The following is a 23,924-nucleotide window of genomic DNA, read 5'->3' on the forward strand; positions in this document are numbered from 1 at the left end:
TCATCGTGTTCTTGAGTATTTACCGGCGTATTTTTCACGCAGTTTTGCCAAGCGCTCGGATTCGTCCGGAGCATCTTGCCTATCGACGACCTCCGGTCCCCCACGCAGCCCCAACCTTCCAGCGTTCTGGACCAGTTGGCGGCGCACGTGCGCAACGTCCTCGGCCAAGCCCATGAGCTCGAACCGGTACAAGTACGGGACCTTACACTTGTCGGCGATAACCTTCCCGGCAAGGCAGTAATCTGCCCCGAAGTTGGAATTGCCGGCGGCGATGACACCCCGGATCAGGCTCCGGTTGCCTTCGTTGTTGAGGAAGCGGATCACTTGCCCCGGCACCGGCCGCGAGTTGCCGCCGCTCACACTCGCCCCGCCGCCGTATGTGGGGCAGATGAGCACGTACGGCTCGTCGACGGTGAGTTCCGGGTCGCTCCTGCGCAACGGGATGCGCTGGGACGGGAGGCCGAGCTTCTCCACAAACCGCTTCGTGTTTTCCGTCGCGGAAGAGAAGTAGACCACCAGCATGGCCGCCGCCTTTCTTCGTGTTGAGTTTTAGTTGTTCGGCGCCGCCCGCCCTATCCCCGCGCTGCGGCGGGGTGGACCGCCGAGTTAGGCAGCCGCTGCGAGGCCCTTGATGCGGTCCGGGCGGAAGCCGGACCAGTGCTCGCCGTTCGCCTCCACGACCGGCGCCTGCACGTAGCCGAGGGCCATGACGTAGTCGCGGGCCTCCTCGTCCATGGAGATGTCGACCGTGGTGAACTCAAGGCCAGCCTTGGTCAGGGCCTTCTCGGTTGCCTTGCACTGCATGCAGGCCGGCTTGCTGTAAACGGTGATCGACATAGTTCTTCAGGCTCTTTCTGTGCGGGTCTTCGACTGGGATTCGACAGGGAATCGACGGGGTTTTCTCGCTTCCCCGGATCCCCCGGGGCAACACCAAGAGACACTATACCTTGGGGGAAACTTCGGCAACTGCTACTACATGTAGTAGTTACACGGGTGGTATTCCCAGGATAGGGCCAGCAAATCACCTACATGTAGTTAAAACATGGACGGCCATCTGCTCCCACGGGTGTAATTTGGCGGAAAATTACAGCAAAAAGCCCCGCCACCAAACGGTGACGGGGCAGGATTCGCGCTTAGCCCTGGCGAGCCTTGAAACGGGGATCCTTCTTGTTGATCACGTAAACCTTGCCGTGGCGACGCACAACCTGGGCGCCCGGCTTGTTCTTCAGCGACCGAAGCGACTTGCGGACCTTCATCGGGCGCTCCTTTCTGCTCGGATTACCTGCAATTAGCGACCAACGGCGGGCTGCCGGGTCGCAACACGGGGGTAAATGTTACACATCGGACGCGCTGAATCAAAACCTCCTACCATGAGCGCCATGCAGTCAGACATCATCGCCGCCCTCGGCGTGGCACCGACCATCGACCCGGACACCGAAATCACCCGGCGCGTGCAGTTCCTGGTGGACTACCTGGACGCCACCGGCGCGAAGGGATACGTGCTGGGCATCTCCGGCGGGCAGGACTCCACGCTCGCCGGGCGCCTGGCGCAGCTGGCGGTGGAGCAGCGCCGCGCGGACGGCAACGACGCGAAGTTCGTGGCGGTGCGGCTGCCCCACGGCGTGCAGGCCGACGAGGACGACGCGCAGCTGGCCCTGCAGTTCATCCAGCCCGACGAGACGGTCACGGTGGACATTGAGCCAGCCACCACCGCCATGGCGGGTGCTGTGGCGGAGGCGCTAGAAACGGGCAGTCTCGGCGACTTCAACAAGGGCAACGTCAAGGCGCGCATGCGCATGATCGCCCAGTACGCCATCGCCGGCGAGCGCGGCCTGCTGGTGGTGGGCACGGACCACGCGGCGGAGAACGTCACCGGGTTCTTCACCAAACACGGCGACGGCGCCGCGGACCTCGTTCCGCTGGCCGGGCTGAACAAGCGCCAGGGCGCGGCGCTGCTGGGCCACCTGGACGCGGATCCCCGCCTGTGGGAGAAGGTCCCCACCGCGGACCTGGAGGAAGACCGCCCCGCGCTTCCCGACGAAGACGCGCTCGGCATCACCTACGCCCACATCGACGACTACCTGGAGGGCAAGCAGATCCCGCAAGAGGCCGCCGAGCACCTCGAGCACCTGTGGCGCATCGGCCAGCACAAGCGCCACCTGCCGCCGGGCCCGAACGACACCTGGTGGCGCTAGAGCAGGTCGCGGAGCTCCGCCATCACTCGTACCAGGCAGTCCTCACCGCGCTCCTCCTCGAGCCAATCCTCCAGAGTGAAGTCGAGTTGGATGGGTTCCCAGGTCACTTCGAAGGGTTTGCCCCTCTGCTCCAGGAGCCCGAGTTCCTCGAGCCTGTCTAGCGAATTTTCTGCATTCCCCATCTGAATCTCCTCCTTTATTGCCTACTGTCTACCACGCGCAGGGTCTCCTCCGCCGCGCGCACGAGCGCGGAGCCGTAGGACGGTCCGTGCGTCCACGCGTGCACGGCCAGCGGGTGCAGCTGGTGCACCGCGATGCGCCGCTGCCAGTCGCGGCCCAGCTCGCCGCCGGCATCCACATACCCGTCCACGATCGCGTTGAAGTACGGGGCGCCGAACAGCTCGAGCATCGCGATGTCGGTCAGCGGGTGCCCGCCGTGCGCCGCCGGGTCAATGAACCGCGGGCCCTCCGACCCGAACAGCAGGTTGCCCGCCCACAGGTCGCCGTGGATGCGCGCCAGTGGGGCGTCCTCGTCCGCTTCGAGTAGCGCATCGCATGCTTGCTTAACGACGTCCATGCCGCCGCCCCCGAGATTCCCCGCTTTAAGCGCCTTCTCGGCGAATGGCAGCACGCGCTGCTGCACGTAGAACTCGGCCCAGCGTTCGGTGGGCTCGCACGCCTGCTGGCGGGTGCCGATGAAGTTGGGGCCGTCCCACCCGTCCGCGGGCGCGCCGAACGCGGCGGCGCCCATGGCGTGGATGGCGGCCAGCTCCCGCCCGGCCTCGCGGGCGGCGTCCACGGTCGGGCGGGCCGAATCCACCTTCTCGATGGTCAGCGTGTTCGCGTCCTCGTCGAGTGCGAGCACCTCCACCACCGCGGCGGAGCCCTCCCGCAGCCAGCGCAGGTACGCGGCCTCCGCGGCTGCCGCTCCCGGCGCGCTGCCGTACTTCACAAACGAGTCAGACATCGATGCCCTCCATTCGCAGTAGGAAACGTTTTGCCTCTACCCCGCCACGGTAACCGCCAAGTTGGCCGTCGGAGCGCAGCACCCGGTGGCACGGGATGAACAGCGGCAGCGGGTTGGTCGCGCACGCGCTGCCCACCGCCCGCACCGCTTTGGGGTTGCCCACCGCGCGGGCGAGCTGCGCATACGTGGTGGTCTCCCCGAACGGGACCTTCGCCAGCTCCCGTAGCACCGCCGCCCGGAACTCAGTCACGCCTGACAAGTCCAGCGGGACAGTGAATTCCCGGCGCGTGCCAGCGAAGTACTCGGTCAGTTCTTGGGTGACCAGGGGGCTCACCGAAAGGGCGTCGTCAAGCAGCGGCTCCCCCTCGAAGCACACGCGGGTGACGCCGCGCCCGCTCGCGGCGAAGCGCAACGGCCCGATCGGTGAGGTAAACATGCAGCTCAGAGTAGCTCCCCGCGCCGGCAATTGCGCTAAAATTCTGGCCATGCACAGGAGACTCACAACCGCCCTCGCCTGCGCCGCGGCCCTGACCTTGGCCGCCTGCGGCAGCTCATCCGACACCATCGCCGGCACCAGCCCCGCCATCGCCTCTGCGGTGTGCGACGGCGACGACGGCTGCGAATCCGACATGCGCGAGCTCAGCCACAAGCTCGACGCGTCGGACGACGCGGACGGCGACGGCGTCATCGACCGCGAGGAGCTCGACGCCGCCCTCAAGCGGCTGGACAAGGAAGCCGAGGAGAAGGAGGCCGCCGCCTCGTCATCCGCGGCGGCAGCGTCTTCGTCTGCTGCGGCTGCCTCATCCTCTGCAGCCGCAGCGTCGAAGTCCGCGGAAGCCGAGCGCGAAGCGGAACGCAAGGCAGCGGAACGCGAGGCCGCCGAACGAGAAGCGGCTGAGCGCGAGGCGGAAGCACAGCGCGCGGCCGAGCGTGAGGCGGCGAACCAACAACAGCAGCAACAGCAACAAGCCCCCGAACCCGCGCCCCAGCAGCAAGCACCCCAGCAACCCTCCGGCCCGCCGGCCATGGAGTGGGCCACCTTGGGCCCCTACGGCAGCCTGTTCACGTGCGAGCAGGCGCGCGACGTGTGGCCCGTCGATTCGCACGCCTGCTACACCGGCGCTGACGGCAACACCTACTTCGAAGGCATGCGCCAAGCCGCCCAGTAACGCATACAAACAAAAAACTGCCCGGCCGAACAGCCGGGCAGTTTTGCTTTTGGTGGAGCTAACGGGATTCGAACCCGTGACCCCCACACTGCCAGTGTGGTGCGCTACCAACTGCGCCATAGCCCCGTATGGCAGCTGTGCCACCGTAGGAATATGTAGTTGTGGAGTGGAGCTAACGGGATTCGAACCCGTGACCCCCACACTGCCAGTGTGGTGCGCTACCAACTGCGCCATAGCCCCTTGGATAACTCACGTAAATATACAGCCGGGCGCGCGGGCCTCCAAATCCCCAGCGGGAACGTGAAACCGCCCCACCCCGGGACCGGAGTGAGGCGGTGAAAACGCTCGCGGAACGCGTTTTACATCTGGGACAGGGTCTGCGGCCAGTCGTCGCGCTTGCCCTCGATGTCCTCGATGTCCTTGCCGTCGACCAGGACGCGCGGGGTCCACGCCTCGCCGGTGTTGTCCTCCTGGTACTTCATGTTGTCTGCACCCATACGCTTGGCGGTCTCGATGAACTTGCCGTCGCGGATGTCCTGGATTGCCGCGTCGGAAGCCTCGTAGTCCTTAGCCATGTCCGCGAAACCGTCGTTGTCGTACTTGTTGTACACGGTCTGCTGGTTCTGGAACAGGTAGTCGCGGATGGTGAACGCCTGGGCCAGATCGCCGTTGGCGAACAGCGCAAGCTCTGCGGCGAGCGCCTTGGTGGAGTGGCCCTCCTCGCCCTTGTCCAGGGCGGTCATCGGGCGCAGGTCCACGTTGATCTCGCCAGCCTTGAGCTTCTCAATCATCGCTTCGTCGCTGGCGATGTGCAGGTCCGCACAGTGGGTGCAGGAGAAGTCCTCGAACAGCTCGGCGGTCTTGGCGTCGGCGTTGCTGCCGGTGAGGTGGATGATGTCTTCATCCTCGTTCCAGGCGACGTTGATGCCTTCGACGTCGATCATCCCCTCCTTGATGGCGGCGCTGCGGTTTTCGCGGCCGTTGAAGACGATCAAGCCGATCACCACAAGGGCGATAGCGAGTACGGCGAGGACTGCCCAGATGAAGGCGGTGTTGCCCTTCTTGTTCGGGTTTTCCACTTTGCGTGTGGTCACAGTTATCTCCTGTTGTGCGTGCCTGGCGGCATGGCGGGTACAGATTTTCCCCCACAAATTTAGGGGGAGATAGCGAACTTCTTAAACGGACGCCACATCATGAAGCCGGTAATGGCGATGTAGGCCACGTCGCGCGCGACGGTAACAAGCAGGTTGGTCTCGCCCTCCCCCGCCGCGGACGGGTCGAAGCAGCCGCAGTCGATGACCAGGCCGCGCTGCCAGGCGGACAGCATGCCGATGATGAACAGCGTCAGCACGATGATGGACACCTTGCCGGACCAGCGCAGCTTGATGCCCAGAAGCAGCAGCAGGCCGCCGGCCACCTCAAGTGGGCCGATGATGTGGGCCAGCAGGTAAGACCAGTCGGGGGTAAAGATTTCGTAGGCCTCGATGGTCTTGGTCACGTCGAGGGGGACGCCGAGTTTCGCGATGCCGGCGTCCAGCCACACGTACGCCATGTAAAACCGCGCGAGTGCGGACAGTACGTCCAGCACCAGCGTCTTCGTGTTGCGCTCGGGCGCGGGGGTTGTCGTTGTGCTCACAGGTCGTACGTTACTCCATTAGTCGCCCAAAACTTCAGAAACGAGCGCCTGCGCTTCCTCTTGCACCTGCTGCAAGTGCGCGTCGCCCTTGAATGATTCGGCGTAGATCTTGTACTTGTCCTCGGTGCCAGACGGGCGCGCGGCGAACCACGCGTTTTCGGTGGTCACCTTCAGCCCGCCGATGGCGGCGCCGTTGCCAGGAGCATCAGTCAGCTTTGCGACGATAGCTTCGCCCGCCAACGTATCCGCCGACACCTGGTCAGCCGAAAGCGCCTTGAGCTTGGCTTTCTCCTCGCGGCCGGCCGGGGCGTCGATACGCGCGTAGGCCGGGGATCCGTACTCGGCCTCGAGCTCCGCGTAGCGCGCGGAGGGGGTCTTGCCGGTCACGGCGGTGATCTCCGCGGCAAGCAGGTCCATGATCAGCCCGTCCTTGTCGGTGGACCAGACGGTGCCGTCTTTGCGCAAGAACGAGGCACCTGCGGATTCTTCGCCGCCGAAGCCGATCGTGCCGTCGATGAGCCCTGGCACGAACCACTTGAAGCCGACGGGCACCTCCACCAGCTCGCGGCCGAGCGATGCGACGACGCGGTCGATCATGGAGGACGACACCAGGGTCTTGCCCACCGCGGTGCTGTCAGCCCAGCCGTCGCGGTGGCTGAACAGGTACTCGATGGCCACGGCCAGGTAGTGGTTCGGGTTCATCAGGCCAGCGTCGGGGGTGACGATGCCGTGGCGGTCCGCGTCCGCGTCGTTGCCGGTGGCCAGGTCGAACTTGTCGCGGTTGTGCACCAGCGATGCCATGGAGTTGGGGCTGGAGCAATCCATGCGGATCTTGCCGTCGGTGTCCAGGGTCATGAACCGCCAGGTGGCGTCGACGTGCGGGGTGACCACCTCGAGGTTCAGCCCGTAACGCTCGCCGATGGCACCCCAGTAGTCCACGCTCGCCCCGCCCATCGGGTCGGCGCCGATGTGTAGGCCGGACGCCTTGATCGCGTCCATGTCCACCACATTGCCCAGGTCGGCAACGTAGTGGTCGAGGTAGTCGAACTTCCCAGCGCGCTCGTCCAGCACGCCGCTGACGGGGGTGCGCTTCACGCCGTCAAGGCCTGCGGCGATGTACTCGTTGGCGCGCTTGGCAATCCAGTCTGTGGCCTCCGCCGGGGCGGGGCCTCCGGTGGGCGGGTTGTACTTGAAGCCGCCGTCGCGCGGCGGGTTGTGCGACGGGGTGACCACGATGCCGTCGGCCTTGCCGCCTTTGTGGGTCAGGATTGCGTGGGAGACGGCTGGGGTGGGCGTGTAGCGGCCGGAGGCGTCGACAAGCACTTGCACCCCGCCTGCGATGAGCACCTCGAGCGCGGAAACCATCGCCGGCTCGGACAGGGCGTGGGTGTCGCGGCCGATGTAGACCGGACCGTCGATGCCCTCGCCGCGGCGGTAGTCCACGATCGCCTGCGTGGTGGCCAGGATGTGCGCCTCGTTGAACGCGTTGTCCAGGGAGGAACCGCGGTGTCCGGAGGTGCCGAACGCGACCTGCTGGTCCGGGTTGTCCGGGTCGATGTCGCGGGTGTAGTAGGCGGTGACCACCTCGGCGATGTCGATGAGGTCGTCCTCGCGGGCGGGCTGGCCGGCGCGTTCGTGTGCCATGGGAATGCTCCTTGTGTCTCAGGCAGAGTCCTTCCCACCATCATTGCCCGTGAATGTATTTCCCGCCACCTATATATTATTCACCGCGCCGTATGTTTTACTACTCGGCATGGCTGACACCTTGAACGACATCCTCAGTGCTATCTCCACCTTCGTCTGGGGACCGTTCCTGCTCATCCCCCTGCTGCTGGGCACCGGCCTGTTCCTGACCATCCGCCTGCGCGGCATCCAGTTCCGCACCCTCGGCCGCGCCACACGCCACGCGTTCGTGGACAAGCCCGAGGAAGGCGCCGGCGACATCTCCAACTACCAGGCGCTGACCACCGCCCTGGCCGCAACGGTGGGCACCGGCAACATCGTCGGCGTGGCCACCGCGATCTCCATCGGCGGGCCCGGCGCGCTGTTCTGGATCTGGCTCACCGGCATCGTCGGCATGGCCTCGAAGTACTCCGAGGCCTACCTGGGCGTGCGCTTCCGCACCACCGACAAGAAGGGCAAGCAGCAGGGCGGGCCGCACGAGTACCTGCGCACCGGTGTCGGCGGCCGCTTCGGCAAGACGCTGGCCGCGGCGTTCACCCTGTTCACCATCTTCGCATCCTTCGGCATCGGCAACCTCGCCCAGGGCAACTCCATCGCTGCGGGCATGCACGACGCCTTCGGCATCAGCGCCAACGTCGCCGGCGTAATCATCTTCTTCGCGGTCGGCGCGGCCGTGCTCGGCGGCATCGAGGGCATCGGCAAGATCACCGCTGCGTTCGTGCCGCTGATGATCGTCATCTACGTCGGCGGCGGCATCACCGCGCTGGCACTGATGGCGGACCGGGTGCCGGAAGCCATTGCCACCATCTTCACCGACGCGTTCACCGGCACCGCCGCCACCGGCGGCTTCGTCGGCTCCGGCATCATGCTGGCCATCCAGTTCGGTGTGGCCCGCGGCATCTTCTCCAACGAGTCCGGCATGGGCTCCGCCGCCATCGCCGCCGCGGCCGCGAAGACGCAGCACCCGGCGCGCCAGGCGCTGGTGTCCATGACCCAGACGTTCATCGACACCATCCTCGTGGTCACCATCACCGGCCTGGTCATCGTCACCGCCGGCACCTGGGACATGGGCCGCGACCAGGCCGCCATCATGACTGCCACCGCCTTCGAGACGGCCCTGCCCGGCGAGTGGGGCAGCCTGATCGTCTCCGTCGCCCTGATCTTCTTCGCCTTTTCCACCATCCTGGGCTGGTCCTACTACGGTGAGCGCGCCATCGTGGCGCTGTTCGGCGACTGGGCGTCCATCCCCTACCGCATGTTCTTCACCGCCCTGTCCTTTGTCGGCGCGGTGGCGTCGCTGGAGCTGGCGTGGACGTTCTCCGACCTGTCCAACGGGCTGATGGCCATCCCGAACCTGATCGGCCTGCTGCTTTTGTCCGGCATCGTGGTGCGCGAGACCCGCGAGTACCTCGCCTGGGACCCGTACCTGAAGAAGACCCCGGAGGAGGTCGCAGAGTTCGTGGAACGCCAGCAGATGGACTGGCGATAGACTCGCAGCCGTGGACACATTCCGGACAGCACTCACGGTTGGGCTCGGGGCGGGCCTTGGGGCCGTCGTCAGGCATCTTGTGCTCCTATATGCCGCACCCGGGTCCACGGCGGCGCTCGCACTGACCTTCGCCGTCAACATCGCCGGCTGCTTCGCCATGGGCCTGTACAAGCCGGGTCCGTTGTGGGGCGCGGGCTTCCTCGGCGGCTTCACCACCTTCTCCGCGATTTCGGTGGCGGCGATGCAGTCGGATGCGATCGTCGCGCTGGTCATCGTCGCACTTAGCTTTGCGACGTCTATAGTTTCCTACCTTCTCGGCCACACCCTCCGGGAGCGACGCCATGGCTAGCTGGCTCGGATTGGCACTCACCCTCGCCGTGGTGTTCGCCGGCGGCGTGCTCGGCGGCATGTCCCGGTTCGCCTTAACGAAGCTGATCGGCAACGCCCACGCCGCCACCTTCGCCGCCAACACGGTGGCCTGCGCCGTCGCCGGCTTCGCCGCCACCGCCCCAATCGCGTGGCAGATCGCGCTCGGCGCAGGCTTCGCCGGCGCGCTGTCCACTTGGTCCACCTTCGCCCGCGAGCTCGGCGACCTGATCACCGCCGGGCAGCACCGTCAGGCCCTGCGCTACGCCCTGCGCACCGCGGTGCTGGGCATCGCCGCCGCCTGGTTCGGCATGCGCTGGGGCCTGCGGGCCTTCGCAGGCTAGGGCGTTAGAGTGGGAAATGTGCAGTTCAACGACCTCACAACCGGCCTTTCCGTGGCGCTGGGCGCGGGACTAGGAGCTGTCGCACGCTACCTCGTGCTGATCTGGGTCAACCCCACCACGCCCGAAGCGCTCGCGCTGACCGTGACCTCCGCGGTGAACCTCGTCGCCTGCTTCGCCATGGGCCTATTCCAGCCCGGCCCGTTCTGGGGCGTGGGCTTCCTCGGCGGGTTCTCCACCCTCTCCGCCGTCTCCCTGACCGCGGTGTCGGATTCCCCGGTGTGGGCCGGGTTCATCATCGTGCTCAGCCTCACCACGGCCACCCTGGCCTGGATGGCCGGCGACGCCACCCGGGGGCGCCGGCATGGCTGACCTGCTGCCCCTGCTCATCGGCGTTGCGGCTGTGTTCGTCGGCGGCATGCTGGGCGGGTTCGCCCGCTGGCTGCTCATGCGCCAGATCCACAGCACGCTGGCGTCCACGTTCGCGGCGAACGTCTCGGCCGCCGCAGTCATCGGGTTTGCGGCGGCTGCGCCGGGCGTGTGGCGCATCGGCATCGGCGTCGGCTTTGCCGGGGCGTTGTCCACCCTGTCCATGCTCGCGCGCCAGCTCGGCGAGATGGTCGAAAGCGGCGAGTTCGTCCTCGCCGTGAAATACGGGGTGGGCACCGCCCTCGCCGCCATCGCCGCCTCGGCGGTCGGCGTGTACGGCTTCGGGTAAGCCCCCTACTCCGCGATCGCGTCCAGCGGCGGCGTCTTCGCGGCCCCTCCCGCCGGCCACACCCCGGCCAGCAGGCCAACCAGGAACGACCCTACGAGGACGGTGAGGATGAGCTGCCACGGGACGGTGATCGTCGTCAAGCCTTTTGCCTCGAGTACGGTGAGGAACGCCCAGCCCAGTCCGAGCCCCAACAGCACGCCGAGGATGGCGCCGTAGACCGTCATCTGCCCCGACTCCAGCGTGATCATCGTGCGGACCTGGCGGCGCTGCGTGCCCACCGCACGCAGCATGCCGATCTCTTGGCGGCGCTCAATCACCGACAGCGTCAGCGTGTTCACGATGCCCAGCACCGCGATCACCACCGCCAGCGACAACAGCGCGTACAGGATGAACAGCATCTGGTCGATCATGGCGGAGACCTCGCCCGCCATGTCGTTGGTGGAGCGGACCTGCACGACGATGTCGTGGCGCACCTCTTCCTCGAGGTTGGCGCGCAGCTGGGCCTTGTCCACCGTGCCGTCGTTGTTCACGCCCACCATGAGGACGCGCCCGGTCCCCCGCGCGCCGGTGGCCACGGCCGCCTCGTCGGAGACAACGAAGGACTGCAAGATATTCGACGGCTCGAAGGTCCCGCCCAGGGTCGCCTCCACCGACTCGCCGGTGGGCCCCGCGACGGGGAGGGTGTCGCCGACGCGCCAGCCGTGCTCCTGTGCCAAAGGCGCCGGCGCGATGATGGTGTTGCCGTCCAGGCTGGAACTGCCCTCCACCATGTCCAGCGCGATCAGGTCGGCCGGGTCGCCCTGCAGCACGTCGGTCATACCGAAGCCGCCGAGCTGGTAGCCGAACTGCCCGTCCACCGTGATCGGGGCCTGGGTGTAGGCGGCCGTCTCGCCGGCGCCGTCCACCGCTTTAAGACGCTCCGGCAGGTCCTCCGGCAGCGGGAACACCCCGTTCTGTGGGCCGGAAAGCACGAAGTCCGCGGACACCTCGCTGCTGGCGACATCATCCACCGAGCGCTTCATCGACGCACCCAGCATGCCAATCACCGTCACCAGCGCGATGCCCAGCATCAGCGCAAACGCCGTGGTGGCGGTGCGGCGCGGGTTGCGGCGCGTGTTCGTGGACGCGAGCCTGCCCACCGCCCCGGACGGCAGCCCGATGACCCTGCCCAGCGGCGGCACCACCGGCAGGCTCAGCGCAGGGCCGGCCAAAAACAGGCCGGTGATCGCGGCCAGTGCCGCCACGCCCACCAGGCCCGCGCGGCGCCCGGTCGCGCCGTCGTCCCAGCCCATCGCGTACACCGCTGCCGCGATACCCACGGCCACCAGGATCAGTCCCGCGATGGTGCGCCAGCGCAGCGGCTGCGGGGTGGCGGCCTCGCTGGAGCGCATCGCCTCCACCGGCTTGACCTGCCCCGCCTTGCGAGCCGGCGCCAGCGCCGACAGCACCGTCACCAGCGTGCCCACCACCAGCGGCACCACCACCGCGCGGGTGGACAGGCCCGTGCCCGCGTCCGGCAGCGGCATGCCGTAGCGCGCCATCGCCACCCGGATCAGGGCCACCAGCCCCACGCCGCCGGCCACGCCGAGCGCGGAGCCGAGAAGGCCCACCAGCGCGGACTCGAACGCCACCGAGCGCGTGATCTGACCGCGCGACGCCCCCAGCGCGCGCAGCAGCGCGAACTCGCGGGTGCGCTGCGCCACGATCATGGAGAACGTATTCGCAATGAGGAAGGTCCCCACCAGCAGCCCCACCAGGCCGAACGCGACCAGGAAGTAGCTGATAAAGCTCAAGCCCTCGCGGATCTGCTGGGACAGCTCGTCGGCCACATCCGCGCCCGCGCGCACCTCCAGCTCAGGGAACTGCGCCTTCAGCCTATCGACGACCCCCTGTCCCCCGTCCACCGTCACCGCCGGCACCGACGCGCCGTCCCGGTACACGTCGAGGTAGGCCTGCTCGCCCACCCGCATCACCAGCGACGTCTCCTGCGCCAGCGGGTCCTCGTACAACCCCGTGACGGTGAACTCGTTGCGCCCGTCCTTGTCCACCACGATGAGCTTCTCGCCCATCTCGATGCCGTACTGCTGCGCGCCGTTCGCATTGACGGCGATGTCGCCGGTGGCGGTGGGTGCGGAGCCGTCGATAAGCACAGGTGCCCTCCCCACAGCCTCATCCTCGCTGTAGAAAGGCATGAGGCGGGAGGTGCCGAGCTGCGTCTGAATCGCAACTTCATCTTGCCTAGCGACGACCACAGGTTCATCCACGAACACATTCACCCGATCGACACCCTCGGTGTCCTCGATGGCGTTGAACGTGTCCATGTCGATGCTGCCCTCGGTCGGGCGCACCACCGCGTCCACGTCTTCCAGCGCCGTATCGACGGCCGAATCGAACGTGGCAGACAGCATGTTCGTGAACATCAGCGCGCCCGACAGGAACGCCGTGCCCAGCACCACCGCAAGCACCGTCAGCGCGAGCCGCAGCTTGTGCGCCGCGACGTTGCGCAGCGACACCTTCGTCAACGTGTTGGCCATCTAGTCCTCCATGCCAGCCATGACGCGGAGGATGGCATCCATGTCCGGATCACGCATCTCGTCGACGATGTTGCCGTCGCGGAGGAACACCACCCGGTCGGCGTAGGAGGCGGCGCGGGCGTCATGCGTGACGATGACCACCGTCTGCCCGTCCTTGTCCACCGCCGTACGGAGAATGTCCAGGACCTCTTTCGAGGCGTTGGAGTCCAAGTTGCCCGTGGGCTCGTCACCGAAGATCAGCTCCGGGCGGCTCACCAGCGCGCGGGCGCAGGCGACGCGCTGCTGCTGGCCTCCCGACAGCTCCGCCGGGCGGTGATCCAGCCGCTTGCTCAGGCCGAGACGGTCGGTGACCTCGTTGAACCATTGGGGGTCCACCTTGCCGCCCGCGATGTTCGTGGGCAGCGTGATGTTCTCCGCGGCCGTGAGGGTGGGGACCAAGTTGAAGGACTGGAAGATGAATCCGAGACGGTCGCGCCGCAGCGCCGTGAGCTGCTTGTCGTTGAGCTGGGACAGGTCCGTCTCGCCGATGTACGCTTCGCCGGTGGTGGCGGAGTCCAGCCCCGCCATGACGTGCATGAGCGTGGACTTTCCCGACCCGGACGGGCCCATAATCGCCGTGAACTCATTGCGGCCGAACTCCACATTGACGCCGTCGAGCGCCCTGACCTCGGTGTCGCCCTTGCCGTACGTCTTGACCAGGCCTACCGCCCGGGCGGCCGCGGCCCTGGTTGCCGGGTCTGGTGTTGCCGGGTCTGGTGCTGCCCCAAGGATCTCGTCCTTCTCAGCCATTGAGGTCCGCCTTCCTATCCGTTCACTCTTTCGGGACTATACGCACCCAATGGTCAAGGCCGGATTGTCAGGCACAATGAACCAGCAAGTGGGTTGCCGTGCCGGTTGTGCACGAATCGACAGTGGTGCCGCGTTTGCCCAGGTGGGATTTGGGTGGGCGGGGCTGTTTCGTTGAGTTGTACAATTCGTGGGTGCGGGCCAATGATGGGTGTGTGCGGGGTTGTCCACAATGCGTAAGTCCGTATTGGCGTCGGCAGCCTGGGGGTGGTCTCGTAGAAGTTGACGACGGCCGGTATCCGGCGACCGTTTCCCCAGGTCGCAAATCGGTGTTGTCAGCTTTTGCGAAACCCCATCTACCGGACGGCAGGTCCGTTGGTGTCCACCCATAGTTGGCGGCGCCGCCGTTGTCCGCAATGCGGAGGTTGGCGCCAATGATGGGTGCCGGTGTGTTGTCCGCAATGTGGTCTCCGCGGGGATGTTTCGTGGGTGTGCACCAATGATGGGTGCGGGTGTGGCTGTCCGCAATGCGTAAGTCCGCAAGCGTTAGAGGGCGACGAGGAGGCCATGCGGGGCACCGGTTGTGCACGAATCGACGGCGATGTTGCGTTTCCCCAGGTCGGTTTTGCGTCGGCGGGGGTGTTGTGTTGATTCGTACAATCCGTGGGTGCACACCAATTGTTGGTGGGGGTGGGGTTGTCCGCAATGCGGACACCCGCAAGCAGCCGGCAGCAGGCGTTGGTATACGAAAAGGCACCCGCCACACAAACGGTTGTGTGGCGGGTGCTTGTGTGTGAAGTTGTTGGGTCGGCGGTAACCTACTCTCCCACTCCCTCCCGGGGGCAGTACCATCGGCGCGGGCGGGCTTAGCTTCCGGGTTCGGAATGGGACCGGGCGTTTCCCCGCCGCCATCAACCACCGACACACCTTATGGGGTTTGCACGGCGCTGAGTGTTCAGCGTGTGTATGCAATTATTGTCGGCCAACACCGCATGTGGTGTTGGTGTGTTGTGTCAGTGACTGCACAGTGGACGCGGAGCATATGTGCTCTTGATTGTGTTCGTTTCGCGGTGTTCACACCCATGATTGGTGTGCGAAGTGTGTTTATTGGTGTATTAGTTCCGGTCGCCTCCACACATTGCTGTGCTTCCAGGTCCGGCCTTTCAACCCAGTCGTCTTCTGGGAACCTCAAATGAAACCTCATCTTAAAACAGGCTTCCCGCTTAGATGCTTTCAGCGGTTATCCCTTCCGTACGTAGCCAACCAGCCGTGCTCCTGGCGGAACAACTGGCACACTAGAGGTACGTCCGTCCCGGTCCTCTCGTACTAGGGACAGCCTTCTTCAAGTTTCAACGCGCGCGGCGGATAGAGACCGAACTGTCTCACGACGTTCTGAACCCAGCTCGCGTGCCGCTTTAATGGGCGAACAGCCCAACCCTTGGGACCTACTCCAGCCCCAGGATGCGACGAGCCGACATCGAGGTGCCAAACCATCCCGTCGATATGGACTCTTGGGGAAGATCAGCCGTTTATCCCCGGGGTACCTTTTATCCGTTGATCGACACCACATCCACAAGTAGGGGCCGGATCACTAGTCCCGACTTTCGTCCCTGCTCGACTAGTCAGTCTCGCAGTCAAGCTCCCTTGTGCACTTACACTCTGAACACCTGATTGCCAACCAGGCTGAGGGAACCTTTGGGCGCCTCCGTTACATTTTGGGAGGCAACCGCCCCAGTTAAACTACCCACCAGGCACTGTCCCCAACCCAGATCATGGGCCAAGGTTAGATATCCACTACGGTCAGAGTGGTATTTCAACAACGACTCCACACACACTAGCGTGCATGCATCAACGTCTCCCACCTATCCTACACAAACCGCACCGAATGCCAATACCAAGCTATAGTGAAGGTCCCGGGGTCTTTTCGTCCTGCCGCGCGAAACGAGCATCTTTACTCGTACTGCAATTTCACCGGGCCTGTGGTTGAGACAGCAGGGGAGTCGTTACGCCATTCGTGCAGGTCGGAACTTACCCGACAAGGAATTTCGCTACCTTAGGATGGTTATAGTTACCACCGCCGTTTACTGGGGCTTAAATTCTCCGCTTCGGACATGACGTCCTAACAGGTCCTCTTAACCTTCCAGCACCGGGCAGGCGTCAGTCCGTATACATCAACTTAACCGTCTTCGCACGGACCTGTGTTTTTGATAAACAGTCGCTCCCCTCTCTTCTCTGCGACCCACACCAGCTGCCGCACGTGAAGTGCTTGACTAGTGCGGGTCCCCCTTCTCCCGAAGTTACGGGGGCATTTTGCCGAGTTCCTTAACCACAGTTCACCCGCTCGCCTGAGTATTTTCTACCTGACCACCTGTGTCGGTTATGGGTACGGGCCGTATACGCACATCGCTAGAGGCTTTTCTCGGCAGTCCAGGATCACCAACATCACCCAAGCAAGGGCTACGCATCACGCCTCACACAAAAAACACCAGGATTTACCGTGGTGTCGTGCCACACGCTTGCACCGCAATCCAATCAGCGGCTCGGCTACCTCACTGCGTCACCCCATCACTGACCTACAACGGATCAGGCCCCACGCATCACCACCAACCAACCATCCCGAAGGATGGCAACGGTCGGCGGGTCAGGGTGGTTAGTATCACCGCTTCGATACTGGGCGCGCATATACGGGTACGGGAATATCAACCCGTTAACCATCGACTACGCCTGTCGGCCTCGCCTTAGGACCCGACTCACCCTGGGAAGACGAACTTGACCCAGGAACCCTTAGTCATCCGGCGGGCAAGATTCTCACTTGCCATTCGTTACTCATGCCTGCATTCTCACTCGCATGCAGTCCACCGCTCCTTCCGGTACGGCTTCACCCCACACACGACGCTCCCCTACCCAAACAAAAATGTTTGCCGCGGCTTCGGCGGTGTGCTTGAGCCCCACTACATTGTCGGCGCGGAACCACTCGACCAGTGAGCTATTACGCACTCTTTCAAGGATGGCTGCTTCTAAGCCAACCTCCTGGCTGTCTTCGCGATCCCACATCCTTTTCCACTTAGCACACCCTTAGGGGCCTTAACCGGCGATCTGGGCTGTTTCCCTCTCGACTATGAAGCTTATCCCCCACAGTCTCACTGCAATGCACCACTATAAACCGGTATTCGGAGTTTGGCTGACGTCGCTAAGATGATAGTCCCGCTCAACCAACCAGTAGCTCTACCTCCGGCAAGCTCACATCACGCTGCACCTAAATGCATTTCGGGGAGAACCAGCTATCACGGAGTTTGATTGGCCTTTCACCCCTACCCACAGCTCATCCCCTCAGTTTTCAACCTAAGTGGGTTCGCGCCTCCACAACCTCTTACAGCTGCTTCACACTGGCCATGGGTAGATCACCCCGCTTCGGGTCCAGGACATGCCACTACAAACACCCTATTCGGATTCGCTTTCGCTACGACTACCCCACATAACGGGTTAACCTCGCGACATGCCGCTGACTCGCAGGCTCATTCTTCAAAAGGCACGCCATCACACACAAAAAAGTGCTCTGACGGATTGTAAGCGCATGGTTTCAGGAACTCTTTCACTCCCCTCCCGGGGTACTTTTCACCATTCCCTCACGGTACTTAATTCACTATCGGTCACACTGAGTATTTAGGCTTACCGGGTGGTCCCGGCAGATTCACAGCAGATTCCACGAGCCCGCTGCTACTCGGGGAAAACACAAACCACACAACCACACACACCTTCACGTACAGGACTTTTCACCTACTCCGGCGCACCATCCCAGATGCTTCCGCTGATATGTGCGCATTGCGCGTGCAGTTGACAGCCTGCACCATTTGCGCCCCACAACACCGCACACGCAACCCCTGCCAGGTATCACACGCACACGGTTTAGCCTCATCCGCTATCGCTCGCCACTACACACGGAATCACAATTGTTTTCTTCTCCTACGGGTACTGAGATGTTTCACTTCCCCGCGTCAACCCCCACACAGACTATGTATTCACCTGCGGGTAACACCACACAACTGGTGCTGGGTTTCCCCATTCGGACATCCTCGGATCAACGCTTTGTTGGCAACTCCCCGAGGCATAACGCAGCCTCACACGTCCTTCATCGGCTCAGCATGCCAAGGCATCCACCATACGCCCGTAACAAAACACACGGACACACAAACAATCAAGGTACAAACACCAAAACACAAAAAAGAAAGATACTCGCGTCCACTATACAGTTCTCACACAACACAACCCCCACACACAACCAACCACAACCAAGCAGCCAGCCGACATGAGGGCCCAACAGGAACAACCTTGTGCTGCCCCAGACACCCAACAGTGCACCAACGCATAATCTTTTGTCACGCAAACCGGTGTGACCACCAACCAACACCATGTGAGCACAACCCTTCACAGGCCAGACGCACCACCATCCAGACGATGCCACCATGACCTTGAAGGTGTGTCTCCACCCGGCAAAATACTTCCGTGGCAGTCGCACACTCGGCGACTCAACCACACAACCAATGACCCACAACTGCGGGCACACAAATAAAAGCTCCTTAGAAAGGAGGTGATCCAGCCGCACCTTCCGGTACGGCTACCTTGTTACGACTTCGTCCCAATCGCCGATCCCACCTTCGACAGCTCCCATGACAGGCCACTGGCTTCGGGTGTTACCAACTTTCATGACGTGACGGGCGGTGTGTACAAGGCCCGGGAACGTATTCACCGCAGCGTTGCTGATCTGCGATTACTAGCGACTCCGACTTCATGGGGTCGAGTTGCAGACCCCAATCCGAACTACGACCGGCTTTACAGCGATTAGCTCACCCTCACAGGCTCGCAGACGCGTTGTACCGACCATTGTAGCATGTGTGAAGCCCTGGACATAAGGGGCATGATGATTTGACGTCATCCCCACCTTCCTCCGAGTTAACCCCGGCAGTCTCTCACGAGTCCCCACCATAACGTGCTGGCAACATAAGACAAGGGTTGCGCTCGTTGCGGGACTTAACCCAACATCTCACGACACGAGCTGACGACAACCATGCACCACCTGTACACCAACCACAAAGGGAAACCGTATCTCTACGGCGATCTGGTGTATGTCAAGCCCAGGTAAGGTTCTTCGCGTTGCATCGAATTAATCCACATGCTCCGCCGCTTGTGCGGGCCCCCGTCAATTCCTTTGAGTTTTAGCCTTGCGGCCGTACTCCCCAGGCGGGGCGCTTAATGCGTTAGCTACGGCACGAACCCCGTGGAAGGGACTCACACCTAGCGCCCACCGTTTACGGCATGGACTACCAGGGTATCTAATCCTGTTCGCTACCCATGCTTTCGCTCCTCAGCGTCAGTTACTGCCCAGAGACCTGCCTTCGCCATCGGTGTTCCTCCTGATATCTGCGCATTCCACCGCTACACCAGGAATTCCAGTCTCCCCTACAGCACTCAAGTTATGCCCGTATCGCCTGCAGTCCCGCAGTTAAGCTGCGGGCTTACACAAACGACGCGACAAACCACCTACGAGCTCTTTACGCCCAGTAATTCCGGACAACGCTCGCACCCTACGTATTACCGCGGCTGCTGGCACGTAGTTAGCCGGTGCTTCTTCTCCAGGTACCGTCACTTGCGCTTCGTCCCTAGCGAAAGGAGTTTACAACCCGAAGGCCGTCATCCCCCACGCGGCGTCGCTGCATCAGGCTTGCGCCCATTGTGCAATATTCCCCACTGCTGCCTCCCGTAGGAGTCTGGGCCGTATCTCAGTCCCAATGTGGCCGTACACCCTCTCAGGCCGGCTACCCGTCGACGCCTTGGTAGGCCATTACCCCACCAACAAGCTGATAGGCCGCGAGCTCATCCCACACCGAAAAACTTTCCACCACACCATCCAAAATGTGGTCCTATCCGGTATTAGACCCAGTTTCCCAGGCTTATCCCGAAGTGCAGGGCAGATCACCCACGTGTTACTCACCCGTTCGCCACTCGAGTACCCCTGCAAGCAGGAGCCTTTCCGTTCGACTTGCATGTGTTAAGCACGCCGCCAGCGTTCATCCTGAGCCAGGATCAAACTCTCCACAAAAACAGTTTCAGCAGAAACAGGCCGTGAAAAGCCCAAACCCAACCAAAAACAAACCAACCAACACAAAGTGCTGGACTGGCAAAATCCAAAAATTACAAAGGTTCAAACAACCAACCCCCAACCCGACGGGGTCATAAGCAGGGGCTGGCCAAAAAACATACGTGAAACATGTTCAACCACACCCCACGCACACTATGAACCAAACAGATGACGCGATCCATCATTGGAATTCAACCACGCCACCACCGGCACACACCCACAACAGGGCACACACCACACAGTGCACAAAACAAGGCAGGCAAACACACCCACGCAACAAAAGTACATTGGCACACTATCGAGTTCTCAAACAACACCAGCACACCCAACACCAACCCACACACAGTGAGTCAGCATCAAAGTGACTTTGGAATCTACCAGCGATTGTTTTCCTGCCCGCCACACAAACCGGAAAGAATCTCACCTTCCAGCGGGGCGTTGTCGGTCTCGCTGACTCGATATAAGTTACACACACCCCACACACAACACAAACCCGCAGCACAACGCGGGTTTTATGCGCGTTCTACATGTGCACCAAGCGCGTTTAACTGCTCGACAAAGGCCGGGTAGCCGCGGTCGATGTGGTGCACCTCGTGCACGGTGGTCACACCGTCCGCGACCAGGCCAGCGAGCACGAGTCCGGCGCCGGCGCGGATGTCGGAGGACCACACGTCGGTGGACGACAGGTTGTCCACTCCACGCAGCATGACGTGGTGGCCGTCCACGTTGGCGTCGGCGCCCAGGCGCAGCATCTCGTCCACAAACCGGAAGCGGGCCTCGAAGACGTTCTCGGTGATCACGGATACGCCGTCGGCAATCGTCGCCAGCGCGATTGCCATGGGCTGGAGGTCCGTCGGAAAGCCGGGGTACGGCAAGGTCTGGTAGTCCACGGCGCGTGGACGCTGGTCCATACGCACGCGGAACCCGTTGTCGTAGGTCTCCACGTTGGCGCCGGCGAGCTTGAGCTTCGACAGCGCCAGGTGCAGATGCCCGGGGGCGGCGCCGGTGACGGTGATGTCGCCCTGGGTCATGGCCGCGGCGTACGCCCAGGTACCGGCGACGATGCGGTCGCCGACCACCGTGTGCTCCGTCGGCGAGAGCGAATCCACACCATCGACGGTGATGGTGGACGTGCCCGCGCCTTCGATGCGCGCGCCCATGGAATTGAGCATGGAACACAGGTCCACGATCTCCGGCTCGCGCGCGGCGTTGTCAAGCACGGTGCGGCCGTCCGCAAGCACCGCCGCGGTGACGATGTTCTCCGTCGCACCCACGGACGGGAAGTCCAGCTTGATGGAGGCGCCGGTGAGTTTGTCTGCCCGCGCCACCACCGCGCCGTGCTCGATGTGGGTGGTCGCGCCCAGCTTCTCCAGGCCGGACTGGTGCATGTCCAGCGGGCGCGAGCCAATCGCGTCTCCGCCAGGAAGCGCCACGTACGCCTCGGTGCAACGGGCCACCAACGGCCCGAGCACTGCAACGGATGCGCGGAACTGGCGCACCGCGTCAAAGTCCGCGTGCGGGGACACCTCGGCCGGAGTGTGGATGCGCACCACATCGCCGTCAATGTCCACCTCGCAGCCCAGCCCGACCAGGACGTCGCGCATCAGCGGAACGTCCAGGATCCGGGGGCAGTTGCGCAGCGTGGTGGTGCCTTCGGCAAGAAGGGCCGCGGCCATCAGTTTGAGCACGCTGTTCTTGGCGCCGTCGACGCGAACTTCGCCCGCAAGCCGGGCGCCGCCTGAAACCAAAAACCGTTCTTTCACGTCCGCCACAGTACAGAACCGGAGGGACGTCGATAAGCAATTGCCTACGGCAGAGCGCCGATGCGACGCGCGGCGTTGACCGCCTCATACCTGGTGTGAGCACCGAGTTTGCGCATCACGCTGCGCAGGTAGGACTTCACGGTCTCCGCGCCGATGCCCATCTCGGCGGCGGCCTCCACGTTGGTGTGGCCGAGCGCCACGCATGCGAGCACGTCGAGCTCGCGAGCGGACAGCTTGGTGGTCTGCTTCACGGCCACCGGGGAGACCAGCTGCTCACAGAGCTGCTCGAGCTCTTTGCGCAGCTTCTCGTCCTCCACACGGTTGGTCAGCATGCGCAGCTTGGAGTGGGTGGCGCGCACCTGCTCCCACTCGGCGCCGTTCATCGCGCGACCGGTCTTGGCGCCGGCGCGGTCCCCGCCGTCGGAAGAGCGCAGCGCCGCGTTGACGGCGAGCTCCTGCTCGAGGGTGCGCGCGGTCATGGCGACTTCCTCGATGACCTTGTCGCCCAGACGCACAGGCGAGTGCACGCCGACGTACAACACGCCCCGAATCTCACGCTGCACGATCACCGGCACGGCCACGACGGAGTGCAGGCCCTCGTCCTGGATCTGCTGGTCGTACTCGTGGGAGATCACGGACGCTCGCGTGTAGTCGGCGATGCCCACTGCGCGGCGGGTGGACACGACCCTGCCGCCCACGCCAGCCCCCTCGGCGACGCTGAGGTTCTGCAGCGCCGGGGTACGCAGGCCGATCCACTGGGTGATTTGGATCCGGTTGTCCGACAGGAGAGTGCCGTACATGGCAACTGGAATTCCGGTTGCGGTCTTCAACGCGGTCAGTGCAGCACGGATCGCGTCATCGTCGTCCTTGATGCGCTGCGCATCCATCGTCATACGTGTCGCCTTCCACCGTTCCGGGGGCACCCGTTTGGGGAACACCCGAATCCGAACAGGACTCAAAAACAATCGTGATCATATCGCGCGAACGGGGGTAGCCAAACTTAGCCCCGCTCGAACGGCGCTTGATTCAACGCTTCCACGGCACCCAAAACGCCGGTCCGAACCATCCGGTACACACGAGACAAACCACCCGGTCTAGTTCGGGGTGTATGCTGAGCCTTAAACAAACTCAATCAACCCAGGAGGCAATCTCTCATGGCGAAGATCGCAAGCAACGTTCTCGACCTCATCGGCGGCACCCCGCTCGTCGAGCTGAAGGACATCACCGAGGCCAACGGATCCAAGGCCCGCGTGCTGGCCAAGCTGGAGTTCTACAACCCGGCCAACTCCGTCAAAGACCGCATCGGCAAGGCCATCATCGAGGCCGCCGAGGCATCCGGCGAGCTGAAGCCGGGTGGCACCATCGTCGAGGCAACCTCCGGCAACACCGGCATCGCACTCGCACTCGCGGGCGCCGCGAAGGGCTACAAGGTCATCCTGACCATGCCGGAGACCATGTCCACCGAGCGCCGCGTGCTGCTGCGCGCCTACGGCGCAGAGATCGTGCTCACCCCGGGCGCCGCCGGCATGAAGGGGGCCGTGGAGAAGGCCAACGAGCTGGTAGAGCAGAACGAGGGCGCCATCCTGGCCCGCCAGTTTGAGAACGAGGCCAACCCGAAGATCCACTACGCCACCACCGGCCCGGAAATCTGGGAGGACACCGACGGCGAGGTGGACATCCTCGTCGCGGGCGTGGGCACCGGCGGCACCATCTCGGGTGCCGGCAAGTACCTCAAGGAGCAGAAGTCGGACGTCAAGGCCGTGGCCGTCGAGCCGGCTGCCTCCCCACTGCTCTCCAAGGGCGAGGCTGGCCCGCACAAGATCCAGGGTCTGGGCGCCAACTTCATCCCGGGCACCCTGGACCGCAACGTCGTGGACGAGATCATCGCCGTGACCAACGAGGACGCCGTGTCCACTTCCCGCGAGCTCGCGGTGAAGGACGCCATCCTCGGCGGCATCTCCGCAGGTGCAAACGTCAAGGCGGCGCTGGAGCTGGCCGCGCGCGAGGAGAACGCGGGCAAGACCATCGTGGTCATCATCCCGGACTTCGGCGAGCGCTACGTCTCCACCGTCCTGTACGAGGACATCCGCGACTAAGCACTATTTGCTTTGCGACGAGCTGTCGCCCCTCCCCCGGCCCCG

General features: G+C 63.7%; 21 protein-coding genes, 2 tRNA genes and 3 rRNA genes. 8 read left to right on the forward strand and 18 right to left on the reverse strand.

Annotated elements, in window-relative coordinates; genetic code table 11:
* The 3 genes from nrdI to ykgO all read right to left on the reverse strand — a co-directional run bounded on the left by nrdI (position 1) and on the right by ykgO (position 1,256).
* Positions 1–522: a class Ib ribonucleoside-diphosphate reductase assembly flavoprotein NrdI gene (gene nrdI / locus H0193_RS06010; protein WP_181888997.1), complete on the reverse strand. Its 522-nt coding sequence runs from the start codon at positions 520–522 to the stop codon at positions 1–3.
* Between the two features lie 84 nt (positions 523–606).
* Entirely contained in the window at positions 607–837 is a 231-nt protein-coding gene (nrdH, locus tag H0193_RS06015) for a glutaredoxin-like protein NrdH (RefSeq protein ID WP_070475768.1), read from the reverse strand.
* 296 nt (positions 838–1,133) lie between these two features.
* Entirely contained in the window at positions 1,134–1,256 is a 123-nt protein-coding gene (ykgO, locus tag H0193_RS06020) for a type B 50S ribosomal protein L36 (RefSeq protein WP_005288826.1), read from the reverse strand.
* A gap of 114 nt (positions 1,257–1,370) precedes the next feature.
* On the opposite strand from ykgO, the gene nadE reads away from it, so the two are divergent.
* A complete protein-coding gene (gene nadE / locus H0193_RS06025; RefSeq protein WP_181888998.1) occupies positions 1,371–2,195 on the forward strand; it encodes an ammonia-dependent NAD(+) synthetase in 825 nt (274 codons plus the stop codon).
* Here the strand turns inward: nadE and H0193_RS06030 are convergent.
* From H0193_RS06030 to H0193_RS06040, 3 genes are read right to left on the reverse strand one after another with little or no spacing between them, the layout of a single operon-like run.
* Complete coding sequence (locus H0193_RS06030) at positions 2,192–2,377, reverse strand: hypothetical protein (RefSeq protein ID WP_181888999.1); 186 nt, start codon at positions 2,375–2,377, stop codon at positions 2,192–2,194. The genes nadE and H0193_RS06030 overlap by 4 nt on opposite strands.
* Before the next feature lie 14 nt (positions 2,378–2,391).
* Positions 2,392–3,162: a fructosamine kinase family protein gene (locus H0193_RS06035; protein WP_181889000.1), complete on the reverse strand. Its 771-nt coding sequence runs from the start codon at positions 3,160–3,162 to the stop codon at positions 2,392–2,394.
* A complete protein-coding gene (locus H0193_RS06040; protein WP_202032095.1) occupies positions 3,155–3,598 on the reverse strand; it encodes a methylated-DNA--[protein]-cysteine S-methyltransferase in 444 nt (147 codons plus the stop codon). The genes H0193_RS06035 and H0193_RS06040 overlap by 8 nt, the downstream gene beginning before the upstream one ends.
* Before the next feature lie 49 nt (positions 3,599–3,647).
* Between H0193_RS06040 and H0193_RS06045 the strand changes: the two genes are divergently transcribed.
* Positions 3,648–4,331, forward strand: coding sequence for a hypothetical protein (locus H0193_RS06045; RefSeq protein WP_181889002.1), 684 nt, complete (start codon positions 3,648–3,650; stop codon positions 4,329–4,331).
* Positions 4,332–4,381: 50 nt separating this feature from the next.
* Here H0193_RS06045 and H0193_RS06050 read toward each other — a convergent pair.
* From H0193_RS06050 to pgm, 5 genes are all read right to left on the reverse strand, one after another.
* Positions 4,382–4,457, reverse strand: a tRNA-Ala gene (locus H0193_RS06050).
* Positions 4,458–4,498: 41 nt separating this feature from the next.
* Positions 4,499–4,571, reverse strand: a tRNA-Ala gene (locus H0193_RS06055).
* Positions 4,572–4,690: 119 nt separating this feature from the next.
* Positions 4,691–5,425, reverse strand: coding sequence for a thioredoxin domain-containing protein (locus tag H0193_RS06060; protein WP_181889003.1), 735 nt, complete (start codon positions 5,423–5,425; stop codon positions 4,691–4,693).
* A 59-nt stretch (positions 5,426–5,484) separates the two neighbouring features.
* Positions 5,485–5,967, reverse strand: a complete 483-nt coding sequence (locus tag H0193_RS06065) for a MauE/DoxX family redox-associated membrane protein (RefSeq protein WP_338026612.1) — start codon at positions 5,965–5,967, stop codon at positions 5,485–5,487.
* Between the two features lie 18 nt (positions 5,968–5,985).
* Positions 5,986–7,611 carry a phosphoglucomutase (alpha-D-glucose-1,6-bisphosphate-dependent) gene (gene pgm / locus H0193_RS06070; protein WP_181889004.1) on the reverse strand — a complete coding sequence of 542 codons (1,626 nt, stop codon included), beginning with the start codon at positions 7,609–7,611 and terminating at the stop codon, positions 5,986–5,988.
* 109 nt (positions 7,612–7,720) lie between these two features.
* On the opposite strand from pgm, the gene H0193_RS06075 reads away from it, so the two are divergent.
* From H0193_RS06075 to H0193_RS06095, 5 genes are read left to right on the forward strand one after another with little or no spacing between them, the layout of a single operon-like run.
* Positions 7,721–9,139, forward strand: a complete 1,419-nt coding sequence (locus H0193_RS06075) for an alanine/glycine:cation symporter family protein (protein WP_181889005.1) — start codon at positions 7,721–7,723, stop codon at positions 9,137–9,139.
* 10 nt (positions 9,140–9,149) lie between these two features.
* Positions 9,150–9,488 (forward strand): CrcB family protein, encoded by a 339-nt coding sequence (locus H0193_RS06080; RefSeq protein WP_181889006.1) that lies wholly within the window; start codon positions 9,150–9,152, stop codon positions 9,486–9,488.
* Positions 9,481–9,849: a FluC/FEX family fluoride channel gene (locus H0193_RS06085; RefSeq protein WP_181889007.1), complete on the forward strand. Its 369-nt coding sequence runs from the start codon at positions 9,481–9,483 to the stop codon at positions 9,847–9,849. The genes H0193_RS06080 and H0193_RS06085 overlap by 8 nt, the downstream gene beginning before the upstream one ends.
* Positions 9,850–9,867: 18 nt before the next feature.
* The gene (locus H0193_RS06090) at positions 9,868–10,218 is read left to right on the forward strand and encodes a CrcB family protein (protein ID WP_070473751.1); all 351 of its coding nucleotides are present in this window, start codon (positions 9,868–9,870) and stop codon (positions 10,216–10,218) included.
* Positions 10,211–10,564: a FluC/FEX family fluoride channel gene (locus H0193_RS06095; protein WP_181889008.1), complete on the forward strand. Its 354-nt coding sequence runs from the start codon at positions 10,211–10,213 to the stop codon at positions 10,562–10,564. The genes H0193_RS06090 and H0193_RS06095 overlap by 8 nt, the downstream gene beginning before the upstream one ends.
* A gap of 5 nt (positions 10,565–10,569) precedes the next feature.
* On the opposite strand, the gene H0193_RS06100 is transcribed toward H0193_RS06095, so the two are convergent.
* From H0193_RS06100 to ramA, 7 genes are all read right to left on the reverse strand, one after another.
* Positions 10,570–13,098 (reverse strand): ABC transporter permease, encoded by a 2,529-nt coding sequence (locus tag H0193_RS06100; RefSeq protein ID WP_181889009.1) that lies wholly within the window; start codon positions 13,096–13,098, stop codon positions 10,570–10,572.
* Positions 13,099–13,887, reverse strand: a complete 789-nt coding sequence (locus H0193_RS06105; protein ID WP_181889010.1) for an ABC transporter ATP-binding protein — start codon at positions 13,885–13,887, stop codon at positions 13,099–13,101.
* Between the two features lie 802 nt (positions 13,888–14,689).
* Positions 14,690–14,807 (reverse strand): 5S ribosomal RNA (rrf, locus tag H0193_RS06110).
* Between the two features lie 173 nt (positions 14,808–14,980).
* Positions 14,981–18,065 (reverse strand): 23S ribosomal RNA (locus H0193_RS06115).
* A gap of 400 nt (positions 18,066–18,465) precedes the next feature.
* Positions 18,466–19,981 (reverse strand): 16S ribosomal RNA (locus H0193_RS06120).
* The 16S, 23S and 5S rRNA genes sit together here, the layout of an rRNA operon.
* A 551-nt stretch (positions 19,982–20,532) precedes the next feature.
* The gene (murA, locus tag H0193_RS06125) at positions 20,533–21,783 is read right to left on the reverse strand and encodes a UDP-N-acetylglucosamine 1-carboxyvinyltransferase (protein ID WP_181889011.1); all 1,251 of its coding nucleotides are present in this window, start codon (positions 21,781–21,783) and stop codon (positions 20,533–20,535) included.
* 44 nt (positions 21,784–21,827) lie between these two features.
* A complete protein-coding gene (gene ramA / locus H0193_RS06130) occupies positions 21,828–22,670 on the reverse strand; it encodes an acetate metabolism transcriptional regulator RamA (RefSeq protein WP_181889639.1) in 843 nt (280 codons plus the stop codon).
* 267 nt (positions 22,671–22,937) lie between these two features.
* Between ramA and cysK the strand changes: the two genes are divergently transcribed.
* The gene (cysK, locus tag H0193_RS06135; RefSeq protein WP_181889012.1) at positions 22,938–23,879 is read left to right on the forward strand and encodes a cysteine synthase A; all 942 of its coding nucleotides are present in this window, start codon (positions 22,938–22,940) and stop codon (positions 23,877–23,879) included.
* Positions 23,880–23,924: the final 45 nt, after the last annotated feature.

It is taken from the genome of Corynebacterium haematomassiliense (assembly GCF_013978595.1).
Classification (GTDB): Bacteria; Actinomycetota; Actinomycetes; order Mycobacteriales; family Mycobacteriaceae; genus Corynebacterium; species Corynebacterium lehmanniae.

Bases quoted from the DNA above. Each gene is read 5' to 3' on its own strand.
- nrdI (WP_181888997.1), bottom strand. From the start codon at position 522: ATGCTGGTGGTCTACTTCTCTTCCGCGACGGAAAACACGAAGCGGTTT.
- nrdH (WP_070475768.1), bottom strand. From the start codon at position 837: ATGTCGATCACCGTTTACAGCAAGCCGGCCTGCATGCAGTGCAAGGCA.
- H0193_RS06075 (WP_181889005.1), top strand. From the start codon at position 7,721: ATGGCTGACACCTTGAACGACATCCTCAGTGCTATCTCCACCTTCGTC.
- nadE (WP_181888998.1), top strand. From the start codon at position 1,371: ATGAGCGCCATGCAGTCAGACATCATCGCCGCCCTCGGCGTGGCACCG.
- H0193_RS06045 (WP_181889002.1), top strand. From the start codon at position 3,648: ATGCACAGGAGACTCACAACCGCCCTCGCCTGCGCCGCGGCCCTGACC.
- H0193_RS06035 (WP_181889000.1), bottom strand. From the start codon at position 3,162: ATGTCTGACTCGTTTGTGAAGTACGGCAGCGCGCCGGGAGCGGCAGCC.
- pgm (WP_181889004.1), bottom strand. From the start codon at position 7,611: ATGGCACACGAACGCGCCGGCCAGCCCGCCCGCGAGGACGACCTCATC.
- H0193_RS06095 (WP_181889008.1), top strand. From the start codon at position 10,211: ATGGCTGACCTGCTGCCCCTGCTCATCGGCGTTGCGGCTGTGTTCGTC.
- H0193_RS06100 (WP_181889009.1), bottom strand. From the start codon at position 13,098: ATGGCCAACACGTTGACGAAGGTGTCGCTGCGCAACGTCGCGGCGCAC.
- ramA (WP_181889639.1), bottom strand. From the start codon at position 22,670: ATGGATGCGCAGCGCATCAAGGACGACGATGACGCGATCCGTGCTGCA.
- H0193_RS06030 (WP_181888999.1), bottom strand. From the start codon at position 2,377: ATGGGGAATGCAGAAAATTCGCTAGACAGGCTCGAGGAACTCGGGCTC.
- H0193_RS06085 (WP_181889007.1), top strand. From the start codon at position 9,481: ATGGCTAGCTGGCTCGGATTGGCACTCACCCTCGCCGTGGTGTTCGCC.
- ykgO (WP_005288826.1), bottom strand. From the start codon at position 1,256: ATGAAGGTCCGCAAGTCGCTTCGGTCGCTGAAGAACAAGCCGGGCGCC.
- cysK (WP_181889012.1), top strand. From the start codon at position 22,938: ATGGCGAAGATCGCAAGCAACGTTCTCGACCTCATCGGCGGCACCCCG.
- H0193_RS06040 (WP_202032095.1), bottom strand. From the start codon at position 3,598: ATGTTTACCTCACCGATCGGGCCGTTGCGCTTCGCCGCGAGCGGGCGC.
- H0193_RS06105 (WP_181889010.1), bottom strand. From the start codon at position 13,887: ATGGCTGAGAAGGACGAGATCCTTGGGGCAGCACCAGACCCGGCAACA.